This is a genomic window from Phycisphaeraceae bacterium (assembly GCA_019636675.1).
In the GTDB taxonomy this organism is placed as follows: Bacteria; Planctomycetota; Phycisphaerae; order Phycisphaerales; family UBA1924; genus JAHBXC01.
Genome location: JAHBXC010000001.1, coordinates 1,160,227 through 1,176,418 on the forward strand (window position 1 = coordinate 1,160,227; position 16,192 = coordinate 1,176,418).

Here is a 16,192-nt window from a genome sequence, read left to right on the forward strand (position 1 = left end):
CTCCAGGAGACACGCCATGATTCGTCTCATCTTTCTCGGCATCATTGCTATCATCGCATTTGTGATCTGGGTGAGCAAGCAGGCTGCTGCCGCCGCAACAGGATCGGAACGACTGAGGCAAGAGTCATTCCGCACCCAGACTCAGAAGACTATGCACGCAACCGCGAGGGGCGTGAACTGGCTGAATGATCAGTGGGAACAAGCTACGCGATCTTCGCAGACTAAACCCGACGGTCGCCCATACTTAGCGATCGTGATAAGCGTTGCCGAAGGGGACCGGGGTGGTCTTTTGCGAGCTACGTCCTTTTTCGAAGACTATGGGTCGCAGATAAACCGCCTCACCCGAGTAGATACCATCGTCCCCAGCGGCACAGGAGTTTGGCTTGCGCGGATGTGCATCGATATCAGCAACGCGTCACGCTCGACCATCCGACAGATGACACAGGAATTGACGAGGTGCGCGTACGAGCTAGAAGATGCGGGACAAGCAGCCTTCGTAGTCAGCCATGTTGGTGGCGAGGATGAAGTTCTGGCGCAGAACAATCTAGTCTGACCGTCAGTTTCGATGCTGGGTGCATCTTGCCTTGCGACGGACTCGGCTTGCTACCTTCACCCTACTCCTTCCCCCTCTTCCCCCCTGATGCCTCGTGCCCCGTGCCTCATGCCTTCCCCCATGAAAACCCTCTACCTCATCGACGGCCACGCCCAGTTCTTCCGCGGCTTCCACGCGATCCGCACCCCCATGTCCTCGCCCGTCACCCGCGAACCCACCAACGCTACCTTCGCGTTCGTCGGGATGCTCCTCAAACTCCTCCGCCAGAACAGGCCCGACTACCTCGCCGTCGTCGTCGATGTTTCCGGAGACCGCGAGACCTTCCGCTCCGAGTTGTACCCCGCGTACAAAGCGACGCGCCCGCCCCCGCCGCAGGACCTCTCGCCGCAGATCGAACGCTGCATCTCGCTCCTGCGCGCGATGAACATCCCCGTGCTGGGCGTCGCCGGCGTCGAGGCCGACGATGTCCTCGCCACCCTCGCCACGCGCCTGCGCGAAGACCCGTCCGGCGAGCCGCTCCACATCCGCCTCGTCTCCAAGGACAAGGATCTCCAGCAGGTCCTCGAAGACAGCCGCGTCGAGATGTACGACATCCACACCGACGAGGTCTTCGATGTCGCGCGACTCCTCGACGAGAAAAAGATCACCCCCGCCCAGGTCGTCGACATGCTCGCCCTCATGGGCGACAGCGTCGACAATGTCCCCGGCGTCGAGGGCGTCGGCCCCAAAACCGCCTCCGACCTCATCGCCCAGTACGGCAGCATCGACAACCTCCTCGCCCACGCGAGCGAGATCAAGGGCAAACGCGGCGAGCGCCTGCGCGAAGCAGCCGACAAACTCCCCCTCTCCCAGAAACTCGTCACGCTCGTCCGCGATGTCCCCGTCGAGTTCGACCTCGCCGCCGCGCGCACCAGCGACATCGACCTCGGCGCGCTCCCGCCCATCCTCAAGGAACTCGGCTTCAACCGCTACCACGACGAAGTCAAAGAACTCCTCGGACAGCGCGACCCCGCGGGCGCTGGCGATACAACGCCCCCATCAACCGAACACGCGCAACCCAAGCCCGCACCGAAACGCGCCGCCTCCACCTCCTCCGTCGGCACGCTCTTCGAGGACTCCCTCTTCGGCGCGCCCTCCGTCGCCGACACCCTCGCGGCGCACGCCGAAGGCGCCACCCTTGCACGCGACCACTACCGCGCCATCACCACGAAGAAAGACCTCGACGCCCTCGTCGCCGAACTCCGCGCCCTCGCCAACACGAACCGCTGCTTCGCGATCGACACCGAGACCACCGGCCTCTCACCACTCCTCTGCTCGCTCTGCGGCATAAGCATCGCCACCTCCCCAGGACACGCCCTCTACATCCCCGTCCGCTCGCCCGATCCTTCACAGCACCTCGACGAGAAGACCGTCCTCGACGCGCTCCGCCCCGTCCTCGAAGACCCCTCCATCGCCAAGTGCGGCCACAACCTCAAGTACGACCTCCTCGTCCTCCGCCAATCCGGCGCCGAACTCCGAGGCATCGCCTTCGACTCCATGGTCGCCTCGTACCTCGTCGATCCCTCCCGCTCCTCCCACAAACTCGACTTCCTCTCCCTCGACCTCCTCAAGCACGAGTGCGTGCCGATCACCGATCTGATTGGATCAGGAAAGGATCAGCGCACCTTCGACACCGTTCCGCTCGAACTCGCGACGATCTACGCCGCCGAGGACGCCGATGTCTCGCTGCGCCTGCGCGACGCGCTCCTGCCGCAGATCCGCGAGATGAAACTCGAAGCGCTGATGAGCGACCTCGAGACGCCCCTCGTCGAGGTCCTCGCCGAACTCGAGTGGAACGGCATCGCCTGCGACCCCGCCGAACTCGACCGCCAGGCCGCCCGCCTCGCGACGCGCATCGACGAACTGCGCGCCCAGATCGCCCAGCACGCGCCGCGCCCCTTCAACCCCGATTCGCCCAAGCAACTCTCCGAGATCCTCTTCAACAAGCCCGACGCCGAGCCCCCCGGGCTGGGCATCAAGGCGCTCAAACGCACGAAGACCGGCTATTCCACCGACATCGAAGTCCTCGAGAAACTCGCGTCCGACCCGTCGGTCGCGTCGCCCGTCCCGGCGCTCATCGTCGAGTACCGCCAACTCACGAAACTCGTCAGCACCTACCTCGTCGCGCTCAAGGACGCGATCAACCCCAACACGAAGCGCATCCACGCCTCATTCAACCAGACCGTCGCCGCCACCGGGCGCCTCTCCTCCTCTGACCCCAACCTGCAGAACATCCCCATCCGCTCCGAGATCGGGCGCGAGATCCGGCGCGCGTTCTACGCCCCGCCCGGGCGCTCGCTCGTCTCCGCCGACTACTCGCAGATCGAACTGCGCATCCTCGCGCACCTCTCGCAAGACCCGGCGCTCATCGACGCCTTCAACAAAGGCCAGGACATCCACCGCGCCGTCGCGGCGCAGATCAACAACACCGAGCCCGACGCCGTCACGCGCCAGCAGCGCGACGCCGCCAAGATGGTCAACTTCGGCATCGTCTACGGCATCACCGCCTACGGCCTCTCGCGCCGCCTGGGCGAGGGCTTCACCGACAAGCAGGCCGCCGACATCATCGCGCAGTACAAACAGCGCTTCGCCGGCATCTCCACCTTCCTCGAAGAGTGCATCGCCTTCGCGCAGCGCCACGGCTATGTCGAGACCATGCTCGGGCGCCGCCGACCCATACCTCAGATCCACTCGAAGCGCCCTAACGAGCGCTCGCTGGGTGAACGCATGGCGATCAACTCCGTCGTGCAGGGCTCCGCCGCCGACCTCATCAAGGTCGCGATGCTCGACCTGCACACGCGCCTCAGCGAGCACGCCCCCCACCTGCGCGCCGCGAAGGACCTCCCCGCGCAGCCCGCGATCCCCGGGGTGAGAATGCTGCTGCAGATCCACGACGAACTCGTCTTCGAAGCGCCGGATGATCGCGCCGAAGACACGCGTGCGCTGATCGTGCAGCGCATGGAGCGCGCAATGTCCCTGCGCGTGCCGCTGAAGGCCGACGCGTCGATCGCGCAGAACTGGTTCGAGGGCAAGTAGACAGCCCCGCCCCACGCCACGAGCCCGATCTATCGTCCGGCGGGCCGCAACGAACGATTTTTTCATTTTCTGCTTGACAAGACGCGAATCTTCCTGTGAACTGAACGTGTATCGCCCTGCGTCGCGCATCCGTGAAGCGCGCGCACGACGAGGCCGAGCCCTTCCGGAGGCCGAAGGGCGCACAAGGGAGCAGTCAGATGCCGACAACCAATCCCCGCCAGGGCGCCACCCGCGCCGGCGCGATCACCACGCTCGCAACCCTCGCCCTCGCCGCCGCGGCCCACGCCGGCCCCCAGCAGTTCACACGCTGGTCCGCGCCCGTCAGCGGCTCATTCCTCGACCCCGCCAACTGGGACACCGGCGCGCTCCCCACCAGCGCCATGCCCGCGCTCATCGACGCCGTCGGCACGCCGTACACAGTGAACTTCACCACCGCCGCGCGGATGTTCCCCCTGCTGCTCGACAGCGACGACGCCACCGTGCTCTTCAGCGTGATTGAATCGATCAACGCACCTCTGTCCGACGCGCATATCACCGTCCGCCGCGGCGAACTGCGTCTCGCCTCCGGATCGCGCGGACGCGACCTCTCCCCCATCACCATCGAACAGAACGCACGCTTCAGCGTCGAGGCATCACCCGTCAACACCTTGCGCAGCGCGCGACTCGGACGCGATCTCACGCTCAACGGCACGGGACGCATCGAGGGCCGAGCCATGCTCGTCTTCGCGCCCGACAGCGTCATGAACGGCTTCCCTACCCCTCGCGTCAACATCGGGGAAACCGGCGCCCTCACGCTCCAGGGCCAGAACGTCCTCTTCGGGGGCGTCATCACCAACCGCGGCACGATCCATGTCGCGAACGACCCCTCGATCAACCCCAGCCCGGGGCAGAATTTCGTCGGCGCTCTGATCGGTGAGAACTCCACCACCACCAACCCCGACTTCCAGACCGTGTTCAACAACCACGGCCTCGTCAGCATCGCCCGCAGCAACCTCACCCTCGACTCCGCAGGCACGCACACCGGCGAATTCCAGATCGCCGAGGGCGCACGCCTGACCCTCGCCTCCGCACAGACCTTCCTCCCCGGCTCACGCATCACCGGGCCCGGCCTCACCCGCGCCGTGCGAGGCGAACTCATCATCAGCCCCGTCAACATCGAGAGCGACCTCGAGATCACGCAGGGCGGCGTCTTCGCCGGCGCCCTCACCATCGGCGGCTCCCTGATCTTCGCCCAGGCCCCGAGAACCGACGCCGTCTTCATGGCGCCCGTCACCGTCGGCGAAACACTCATCGCTCGCAGACGAGACCTCACCTTCCACGGACAGTTCGACGGCGCGTTCGCCCCCAACTCGACCGGCGGCGAGCCCAACAACGCCGTCTTCCACGCCAGCGCCATCATCCGCGGGAACATGGCCGCGTTCGAACGAGCCACCTTCCACGCCGACGCGCTCATCCAGGGCGACGCCCGGAATGTCACCCTCAACCGCGGCGGCCGCATCAACGGGAATCTCCGCGCCAGCAACGAGCTCCGAGGGACCGTAGTCGTCGACGGAGACTTCACCCAGATCGTCGGCGACACCTCCCTCTTCGAGAGAAACCTCAGCAACGACGCGATCTACTTCGGGGGCAGCGTCGACATCCGCTCCGCCGCCTTCGAGGCCCGCCTCCCGATTTTCTCCGAAAGCTCCTTCCGCGCCACCGCCGGCATCTACGACAGCGTCACCGCAGACACCATCGCTTTCGACGGCGTCGGCGGCGTCGGCGGCGGGACCGTCAGACTCCGCTACGGCGCAACGATCGACGCGCGCGACCAGCGCGCAATCATCGACAGAGTCGAAGTCTCGCTCACGCAGCGCATCAACCCCGATCCGCTCCGCTTCGTGACCTTCGACAACGGCTTCGAGATCCGCTATGTCCCGTTGACGCCCGCCACACGCTCCGGCTTCCGCCTCCTCATCGACGCCGACACCCTCACCAACGAGCAGATCCGCTTCGGCGCCGACTCCCTCCTCGCCGGAACGCTCGACATCCGCCTCCTCGGCGACGCCGCCAACCTCTCCTTCGGCGACTCCTTCACCCTCTTCGCAGCAACCCCCGCTTCCAACGCCACACTCACCGGCGAGTTCGACCTCCTCTTCCTCCCCAACCTCACCCGCGGCCTCTCCTTCGACGTCGTCTACGACGCCAACTCCGTCCGCCTCGTCGTCGTCCCCACCCCCGCGACCGCCGCCCTCCTCGCCCTCGCCGGCCTCGCCGCAACCCGCCGCCGCTCGCGCTGAACCACAAACGCCTCGCCCTTTCCAGGAGCACCCCATGCGCACCGCACACTCCGTCGCGCTCACCTGCACCGCGGTCGTCACCGCCGCAGCCCACGCAGGCACGCCCACCGTCGCGCGCTGGGCCGCCCCGGTCGGCGGCGCGTTCGTCGACCCGAACCGCTGGGTCGGCAACCTTCTGCCAAACTCGATGACCCCAGCCCTCATCGACGCCGTCGGCGCCCCGTACACGATTCAGAACGTCGGCCTCACCATGCCCGTGATCCCGCTGCTCACGCTCAACAGCGCCGACGCAACGCTCCGCATCGGCGGCAGCTCGTTCTTACCGAACTTCTCCTGGGCGACCGGCGACATTGACGTCCGCGCAGGCGTGCTGGAGTTCTCGAGCACGACGCTCCACAGCGCGCCCGACCGCTCGTTGCTCATCGGAGAACGCGGCACGCTCCGAATCCCCACCAACGGCATGTCGGGCTTCTCCGCCAACCGGCTCACTATCAGGAATGGAATGTCGCTCTTCTCGAACGAAGGCCTCGTCGAACTCGGGCGCAACACCGAACTCGTCGCGCTTCGCAACTTCATCACCTCCCAAACAACAACCCTCACCAACGCCCACACCGGACGCATCCATGCCGATGCCGCCGCCGGGATCTACGCCGGCACGATCATCAATGAGGGCGCCATGGTGTTCACGGAACGACCCGATTCGAGCTTCCCGAACCAGCCGGTCACGGTCATCGAGGGCGAGAGCATCGCATCCGACGTGCCTCGCACCGGGTTCCATCACTCCGGCTCGATCACCCTCCACGACGCCGCCGTCGAGATAGTCGGCTCCTCCGAGAGCGCCGGCCTCTTCACCATCGACGCAACATCCTCCCTCACACTCACCACGCGCACCTCATCCAGCAACGTGCTCGGCTACATCCGCCTCAACCCCGGCACGCGCTTCGAGGGCGGCGGCACGGTCACCATCCAGTCCAACGACATCACCGGCGACATCCTCGCCGACAACGACCTCCGCATTCACGGAACCCATGTCGGCTCCATCGTCAATGCCGGCACGACCACGCTCCGCGGCTTTTCAGGGTCTGGTCCCACCCAGAGCCAGCTCGCCACGCTCGCCTCGGGCGGGCGACTCTCCCTCGTTCTCAACTCGTCCGGCATCACCATCCAGGACGACTTCGCGCCAACCGGCGGGCTCGAGATCCTTCTCGCTGGCGTCACGACCTCGACATCCATCAACGTCGGCGGAAACACACACCTCGGCGGAGCCATCGACCTCTCCGCAACATCGCTCACAACCGGCGCCGATCTGACGATCGCACCGGCCGCCTCCGTCAACTCCACCAGAGACATCACCGTCGGCGGCAACCTCAACTCCAACGCCCTCGACAACTCCGTGGCGTTCATCGTCTCCGGCGACGCGCAGGTCGATGGCTCCGCTCGCGTCCGGCAATGGCGCGTCGACGGCCTCACCACCGTCTCCGGCAACCTCACCACAACGCAAGGCACGACCACTCTCAACGATGGCTCAGCCATCGGGGGCACCCTCACAGCGTCCTCAACATCCATTCAGGGAAGCGTCGCGATCGGCTCCTTCACTACCGCGCCCAGCACCACGATCACCCTCGACGGGGAACTCACGCTCACCGCCGACACCTCCCTCACAACCTCACGCATCATCCTCGCACCGCTCCCCGGATCCTCCACCGACTTCACCAGCCGCATCCACGCGGATGTCACGCTCACGCGCCCGGCGAACCAGGTCGTGCCCTCATTCCAGTCCTCCGTTCTTTTCGCATCCGACCTCGCGCGCACCCTCGAAGTCGAAGGCCAGATGTCTCTCGCCGGTCGCCTTGCGCTCACCTACTTCAACCTCAGCGACGCCGCATTCGGCCAGTCCTTCACCCTCATCCACGCCACCGAGGGCCTCACAGGGCAGTTCGACCCGCTCTCGCTCCCCACGCTCGCCGGCGGCCTCTCGCTCGAACTCGTCTACGACGCCCACTCCCTCACACTCCGCGTCATCCCAGCCCCCGGCCCGGCCGCCCTCCTCGCCCTCACCGGCATCGCCGCGACCCGCAGGCGTCGCGCCTGACCGGCCCGGCTTCTCCAGACTCACACACCGCCTTCATGCACGCGCGAGTGTGTCCTGCGCGCCGCCGATAATTTTTTTCCCACGCCCCGAACATTTCTCTTGCGTTGCCCACCGAGATGCGCGATACTGCGCACGCACAGTTCCCGGGGCCCGGTCGGAGGAGTTTCCACAGGGCCAGACCGTATCGCAGTTTCGGAGGCGCTTATGCACACCCGTTCCGTCACCGTCACCGCCGCGTTCGTGGCGGCAGCTTCCTTCGCCGCATCAACCACGCGCGCCGGCGACACGCCGCCGCTCTTCCTCTGGACCAACCCCGTCGACGGGCTCTGGAGCGCCGCCGGCAACTGGTCGCCGCAGGGCGTGCCGGGCGTCGGCGCGTTCACGGGCGCCGAGGCGCGCATCGACGCGCTCGGCGCCACGCCCTATGTCGTCACGCTCGGCTCGGCTGTCTCCCTGAGCACGCTCACGCTCGGGGGCAACGCCGTCCTGCTCCGCAACGCGCCGCTCACGCTCAGCGGCGATCTTCTCGTCTCGGACTCCGCATGGATCGAAGTCGACGAAGACGGCGCCTTTCAGTCCGGCGTCTTCGCCGTCCACGGGAACGCGTCCTTCGAGTCCGGGACTCGATTCAACGCCATCTGGGGCGTTCTCGATGTCCGGGGCGTCTTCCGCAACGATTCCCATAATTTCTCGGCGAGGTCCGCCACGCTCAACCGCAACAACACGCTCCAGACACGCGACGCCAACCACGGCTCCGCGCGGTTCAACACCCTCACCGCCGGGTTCTTTGAAAACACAGGAGTGCTCAGCACAAGCGGTTCAGACTCCACGCTCCTCTTCCGCGATCTCCTGAACACCGGCGATATCAATATCTTCGACAGCACGAGCGGCGCCATCATCGACGAGGACTTCACCAACCGCGGTCGCGTCCGCCTCTTTCCCGCCAACGCAACCGCGAGATTCAGCGCGACTCGGTTCATCCACGAGGGCGTCTTCCAGGGCGAGTCCTCCGGAGCGGTCTTCGAACTGATCGGCAGCCACCACTACTTCATCAACCCCGACCCGTTCGTCAACACGCTCCGGGTCGAGCTCCAGGGCCAGGGCGTGGCGCCGATGACCCTCAACGGCGCTCTCGACACCGGCGCGCAGATCGTCGGGCGGGCCGAGTCGCTTGTCGCCCACGACGAGCTCCGCTTCCGCGCCGCCACGTCGTTCGTCGTCGAGCAGCACGCCGACTTCCGCGCCGCGCTGACCACCTCGAACTTCAACCTCGCCGCGCAGACCGCGACCTTCGCCGAGAGCATCACCTCCAGTGGGCCCCTCACCCTCAACGCCCAGGGCGACCTGCGTTTCGAGGGCGATATCGCCGCCAACGGCGTCACCACCCTGCGCGCCGCCTCCATCCACGCGACCGGCCACAACTCCTTCACCGGCTCGCTCACCATCCGCGAGGCCGACGCGCTGTTCGACAACTCGTTCGTCGTCGACGGGTCGCTGGTCGTGCAGCAGGGCGCCTCGATGAAGTTCGCTGACGGCGCCGCGCTCCGCGCAACGGGCAACATCACCTGGTCCAACCCGGGCTCGCTCCTCGACGTCCCCATCGTCGCTGGGGGCCAGGCCATCATCGGCGCGCGCCGTGTCGAGGCGGAAGTCACCGCCAACTTCATCCGTCTCGGCGCCGGCACGATGGAGCTCGCCGCCGACATCACCTCGAACACGACCGTCATCATCGCCGGCACGGCCCTCTCCCTCGGCGCACGCGGCGAGTTCACCCACGCCACCATCGACGCCGATGTCGCCACCACCTTCGCGCTCAACCAGTCCTGGCTCTTCGATGTCGGCGCCGACGGCGAACGCGGCCCCGCCTCCGATCTCCTCACCATCACCGGCAGCGCACAGCTCTACGGCGTCCTCAACGTCGACCTCGTCGGAAACCCCGCCTCCCTGCGCGCCGGCGACGAGTTCACCCTCCTCACCGCGGCGTCGATCGACGGCGCATTCCTCGCCATGAATCTCCCCACGCTGACCGGCGCCCTGTCGTGGGACTACTTCCAGACCGACACCGCCCTGGGCCTGCGCGTGATCCCGTCGCCGGGCGCGGGCACGCTCCTCGCGCTCGTCGCGCTCGCGCACGCCCGTCGCGACCGTCGAAGCACCCCGACCCTCTGACCACTTTCCCCCGGAGGCAACATGCAAGAGCCGATCAACTCCCGCCGCCGACGCGCGTCGCTCGCCGCGTTCCTCGTCGCATACGCAGGCAGCGCCGCGCTCGCCGGACCGCCTACCAACGAATGGCTCCTCGCGGAGTCCGGCGCCTGGACCAACCCGACGCGATGGTCGCTGGGCGTCGCGCCCGGACTCCCCGGCGCGATCAACGCCGACGCGCGCATCGCCGCGACCGGGTCGCCCTACACGATCACCCTCAACACGCTCGCCGCCCTCAACACCTTCGCGCTCACCTCGACCGACGCGACCGTCTCCGTCGTCAGCGGGGGCGTTCTCGAGCTCGCCGGCTCAGCGACGATCGGCGACCACGCCGACCCCTCGGTCGGCGGCGTGCTCCTCCTCAACAACGGGACGATCCGCGGCGGGACATGGTCCATCCTCGGCGCAGGCGCGCTGCGCGTCCAGGGAAACCAGCCCAGCCGCATCGAAGGCGCCACCGTCCTCGGCGACGTGCGGATCGACACCGGCGGTTTCCTGCGCGTCGCGAACTCGTCGCTCGAAAGCGTGAGGATGACCGGCAACTCCAGCGTGCTCGAGTTCGAGGACAGCGCCCCCCTCCACGGGTCCCTCCTGTTCGAAGGCCCGGGCACGCTGCTGCGCATCGTGCGCACCACCGCCGACGACGGGGTCATCCACTTCGCCAGCGCCGCCGTCGTCGAGACTGCCGCCGATTTCGCCGGGCGGGGCTTCATCGGGACGGTCGGGTACACGAACGAATCGATCGTAAACGACGGGCGCATCTCCGCGCTGTCCGGCAGCATCAACCTCGGCGCGTCGACCATCACCAACAACGGCGTGATCCAGGCGCACAACGCGTCGTTTATCACCACCAGCGCCGCGTTCGTCAACACCTCGAGCATCGATGTTCACAACGGCGTCTTCACCGCCGCCTCCAACGACCCGTTCTCCTCGCTCGGGATCCAGAACTCCGGCGCGATCACCGCCGTCGATTCGACGCTCAACATCGGCAACGGCGTGATCAACACCGGCACGATCGACGCGCTGCGCTCGACGGTCTTCATCGACGCGTCGCGCCTCAACTCCACCGGACGCTTCGACCTCGTCGACTCCACCCTCCGCGTCGCAGGCGAGTTCACGCTCGCCGACCTCAGCCAGATCACCCGGAGCAACTCCACCGTCGCCATCGCCGGGACGCTTCTCAACGAGAACCAGACGCTGGACCTCGCTTCGCTGCCCGACCGAATCTCGCTCGACGGGGGCATACTCCGGGGCGGCAGCGTCGTCGCCTGGGACGCGTCGCTCAGCGTCTCGTCGAACCTGAGCAACACGCTCGACGGGGTCGCGTACTCCGGCCGCATCGCGCTCGATCAGGGCAACGCGTTCCTCCGCGTCCACAACGGATCAACGATCGAAGGCCTCGTCGACATGGTCACGGGCTCGCCCGAGCTCCGCTTCGACGGATCGACGACGCTCAACACCATCGGGATCATGATGGGCGGGACGCAGCACTGGCTCTCCAGCGAGATCGCCGGGCAGACGCTGACCTTCGGGCCGAACACATTTGTGAACGGGACCGGCCTTGCAAACGGCCCGCGCTGGGCCGCCGGCGTGCCGTTCGAGACGCTCGTGAACGAAGGCGGGTGGAACGTCCGGGGCGGGTACTACTGGCAGCTGCAGACCGCAGCTAACCTCGTCAATCGCGGGACCATCACCATCGATCCCAACGGCGAACTCGTCACCACCACCGGGCTCGACCTCGCCCAAGGCCAGCTCAACATCGCGCCGGGAGGCAAGCTGAGCGTCGTCCGACTCGGCGCAGGGCGCCCTCTCGACGCGTCGTTCTTCAGCGGCGGCATCATGAACCAGGGCGTCATCGCCATCGGCGCCACGCTCGACCTGCAGGGCCAGTCCATCACGCTCAGCGCCGAGCACGGCGATATCCGCCTCGGGAGCAACTTCTTCCCCAACCTCTCCGCCGAGGCGCGCAACGGCGAGATCCATATCGGCGAGGGCGCCTCGCTGACGCTCGACAGAGGCCCGATCGCGCTCCGCGATCTCACCATCACCGGCGGCGTGACCATCAACCCCAACGCCAACGCGACGCTCCTCAACGTGCTCGCCGACCGAGTCGATATCCTCGACGGAAACGTCAGCGTCGTCGGCAGCGCGATCGCCGAGACACGCTTCGCTCGCGGCACGATCACCGCGACCGATCTCGCCGAACTCGGACACCTCATGCTCCCCGGCGGCGCCAACCGAACCATCCGGCTCGCCTCGTCCAGCGCCGGGGTGGCGCAGGCCGGGCAGGTCACCTTCGATCCCACAAGCCGCCTCACCGTCGAGTCGACCTTCACGGGATCGCTCATCAACCGGACGGACTGGACGCTCTCCCCCGGCTCGAACCTCACGCTCAGCTCCGCCGCCGTCGTCAACGAAGCCGACATCACGCTCGCCCCGACCGCTTCGCTCACCATCCTCGGCGCGCTCCCGTTCACGAACCCCGGCTCCATCACCCTGAACGGCGGCATGCTGAGCATCGCCAACCCGTTCCAGTTCAGCGAACTCCTCAACGATCGCAACGACCTTTCGACCGGGCGCGTCATCGTCAACCGCTCCATCGATCTCAACGGCCAGACCCTCGCGCTCGGCGCGAGCGACGGCCAGTGGGGGCTCGGCTCGCGCCAGTCCCTCACGAACGGCGTCGTCGACAACCGCGACGGGCAGGCGTTCCTCGTGTTCGGGTCTTCCTCATCGTTCCAACCGTTCACCAGACTCGCGAACATCGAGTTCACCGGGGATGTCGTCGCGTCCTCCATCGTGCGACTCGGTGATGGGGTCCGATTCCGCTCGATGACCACCGATGATGAGATCATTCTTGAAAGCAACGCGCGTCTCAACGGCATGCTCGTCCAGCAGGAGAATCGCTTCGTCGACATCCGCCTCGAAACCCCGGCCAGCGGCGTCGTCACGATCTCCGAATCCGGCGGCATCACCGCGACCGGCAACCCGACCGGGACCACATCCCGAAACCTCCAGATTCTCGCCCCCACCGGCGTCGACACTCTCCGGAACCACGGCGAGATCGTCGTGAAGCGCGCCGGTCGCATGGACTCCTACGGCGTCTCGCGACTCGAGAACCACGGACTCTTCGCCATCGAGCAGTTCGCGTCGCTCTACCTCGAAGACATGAGCGTCTTCAACTTCGGCGACATCCGGCTCAACAGCAGAACCAGGGTCGAGATCCGTGGCGACCTCGTGCTCGGCGAGGACTCCTCGATCCGTTTCGAGCTCGGAGAGCCCAACACCTCCTCACCCGGCCTCGTCGCCACCGGGAACGCCTACCTCGACGGCGTCCTCGAGATCGCCATCACCGACGACACGACCATCGCGCTCGGACAGCGCTGGGACCTCCTCCACACCAACCAGGTACACGGGGCCTTCGACGCAGTCCTCTTCGACACACTCGCCAACCCCGAGCTGCGCCTGATGCTCCGCGCCTCGGATGTCCCGTCCGATCCGAGTCTCGAAGTCCTCGTGCGCCACATCGCCGACCTCAACGCCGACATGGTCGTCGACATGAGCGACCTCAACCTCGTCCTGAACGGCTACGGCGCCTCCGGCTCGCTCCTCGCAGGGGACGCCAACGCGGACGGCGTCGTGGACTTCAACGACCTCAACATCGTCCTCGCGAACTTCGGCCGAACCTTCTTCGGGTCCTCCGTCCCGGGGCCGGGCAGCGCGATGCCCCTCGCCCTCGCGGCACTCGCCGGCGCCCGTCGCCCACGCCGCTGAACGGTCCAGACTTCCCAGATTCTCACGACACGCCGGCCGCGCTTACGACAGGGAGCGCGCCCGCTTTTCTCCCGCGCAGGAACGCCTATTTCTCTTGCAATCGCGCAACATTCTCACCATACTGGCGTCGCACAGTTCCCGGGGCCCGGTCGGAGGAGTATCCGCAGGGCCTACGGTCAGCACCGCGGAGCCGGAAATGCACACACGCCGAACGGCGCGCCTGTCCTCTGCCGCTTTCGCCACCTGCGCGTTCGCTGTCGCCGCGAGCGCGGGGACCGTCGTCGAGGCGCGCTGGCTCGCGCCCACCGACGGGCTCTGGTCCGATGGCGCCAACTGGTCCACGGGAGTCCCGCCCATCAACGCGGGGGGCGTGCTGTACGATGTCGTCATCGACGCGGTTGGGGCGCCGTACACGGTCCGTCGTGGGTCGATCGTGCAGGCGGTTGCGCGCAACATCACCATCGATTCATCTGATACGACCATCTTTCACCCCAATCTCGCCGCCACCGATACCTTCAGACTGGTGCGGGGAAACTATCGGGCGCAGACAAACTGGATCGCCGCTTCCCAGATCGTGTTTGAGAAGGACGCGCTGGTTGAAGTGGCGCTCAGCGGACCGCGGACCTTCAGCTATCTCCGAGTCGAGGGTCCCGTCCACAACAAAGGAACCATCACGCTCTTCGACAACTCGGAACTGGCGCTGACGCAGACGGGGTTCGCGAATGGGTTTCTCCGCAACGATGGCGTCATCGTCCTCCATGCTAAGGCATACATCCATCTCGGCTCGATCGAGAACAACGGCGAGCTGCGATTCGTCGGCGTCGACCCAAGCCCCTTTCCGCAACAGAATCCCACCCGAAGCCTCGTCGCCAATCATGGGATCGTCTCCGTCATCGAGGGATCGCGACGCATTACCCTCTGCGCCAACAGTTCCCACGCAGGGGAGTTCGCCATCAACGCCGGTGCGACACTCACGCTTGACATGCCCTCCCACATCAATCTGCTGGAAGGCGCCGCCTTCACCGGCACAGGCCTGCTCAATCTCGATGGCTTCAACCCGACCATCAACGGCGACTTCATCGCGAGCCCGGGGCTACGCGTCCGAGTCCCGACCAACCTCACCATCAACGGCGCCTTCACCGCCGACACCTACGAGCTCCTCGCCTCCTCCCCGACAGGCTTGCTCACCGTCGCCGGCGCCACAACCTTCCGCAACGATGTGTCGTTCACGAACCGCGTCGTCTCCTCCGGCGGCCTCTTCCATGCCGGCGGCTCGCTCGTCGCGACGAGAACAACCCCGAACGGTTCGCTCACCTTCGACGGCGGGCTCTTCGTCGATGGAAACGCCACCCTCAGCGTCCCGACCATCGTCGGCGCCGACGCCCGCGTCGAAGGCAACCTCTCCATCCAGAATGTCGCCTACACGCACACCGCAGGCGACCTCACCGTCCTCGGTTCGCTCACCCACACCGGGGCCCAGCGCATCTCCATCGACGACGGCGCGCTCTTCGTCGGGGGCAACGCGTCCTTCACCGTCGGGCAGCGCACCCTCGACTTCGACGCCACGATCACCGGCGCCGCCTCGCTCAACTCCACCGATGTCGACGCGAACCTCTCGGCACGGCAGGTCCTCGCGATCGGCCCCTTCGGGGTCCGCGGCGAGATCGCCACGCAGAACGGAACCACCATCCAGCGCGGCGTCTTCGCGCCCGGCCTCCTGAACCAGGTCGGCGAAGCCCGCTTCGTCGGCGACCTCACCCTGTCCGACAACCCGTTGCTCACCACGCGTTTCGACCTCGCCGTCGACGCCCCCCGCGCCGCGCACGCCGACTCGGTCGTCGTCGAGGGCGACCTCACGCTCGGGGGCCTCTTCGCCGTCACGCTCTCGGGCGACGCGTCGCTCCTGTGCGTGGGCCAGCGCTGGCGTCTGTTCGACGCGCACAGCCGCGAGGGCGAGTTCATGACCGCCACGCTCCCCGGGCTCGCCGGCGACCTCTCGCTCCAGCTCGTGTACGACTCGACCGGGGTCACGCTGCTGGTCATCCCGGCGCCCGGCGCCGCGTGGGCCGCGGCGATCGCCGGGGCGATGGGCCTTCTCCCCCGGCGCAGAGCGGGAAACGCCCTCCCGGGCGGCGCAGGGGCGTCCGAGAGGAAGCGAAAGCTCGCGCAGTCTTGACACCAGCCCCCCGGGGGCTACATTTCCGCGTCCCTGAC

General features: G+C 66.9%; 7 protein-coding genes. All 7 read left to right on the forward strand.

What is annotated here, in order from left to right; all coding sequences use genetic code 11:
• The first annotated feature begins 16 nt into the window (after positions 1-16).
• Positions 17-553 carry a hypothetical protein gene (locus KF684_05050; GenBank protein ID MBX3352280.1) on the forward strand — a complete coding sequence of 179 codons (537 nt, stop codon included), beginning with the start codon at positions 17-19 and terminating at the stop codon, positions 551-553.
• Positions 554-673: 120 nt separating this feature from the next.
• A complete protein-coding gene (polA, locus tag KF684_05055) occupies positions 674-3,628 on the forward strand; it encodes a DNA polymerase I (protein MBX3352281.1) in 2,955 nt (984 codons plus the stop codon).
• Between the two features lie 197 nt (positions 3,629-3,825).
• On the forward strand, positions 3,826-5,907 hold the full coding sequence (locus KF684_05060) for a hypothetical protein (protein MBX3352282.1): 2,082 nt from the start codon (positions 3,826-3,828) through the stop codon (positions 5,905-5,907).
• Positions 5,908-5,941: 34 nt separating this feature from the next.
• The gene (locus KF684_05065) at positions 5,942-7,999 is read left to right on the forward strand and encodes a hypothetical protein (protein ID MBX3352283.1); all 2,058 of its coding nucleotides are present in this window, start codon (positions 5,942-5,944) and stop codon (positions 7,997-7,999) included.
• A gap of 204 nt (positions 8,000-8,203) precedes the next feature.
• Positions 8,204-10,168, forward strand: coding sequence for a hypothetical protein (locus tag KF684_05070; protein ID MBX3352284.1), 1,965 nt, complete (start codon positions 8,204-8,206; stop codon positions 10,166-10,168).
• 21 nt (positions 10,169-10,189) lie between these two features.
• Positions 10,190-13,978: a hypothetical protein gene (locus KF684_05075; GenBank protein ID MBX3352285.1), complete on the forward strand. Its 3,789-nt coding sequence runs from the start codon at positions 10,190-10,192 to the stop codon at positions 13,976-13,978.
• 196 nt (positions 13,979-14,174) lie between these two features.
• Positions 14,175-16,154, forward strand: a complete 1,980-nt coding sequence (locus KF684_05080; protein MBX3352286.1) for a polymer-forming cytoskeletal protein — start codon at positions 14,175-14,177, stop codon at positions 16,152-16,154.
• Positions 16,155-16,192 lie beyond the last annotated feature (38 nt).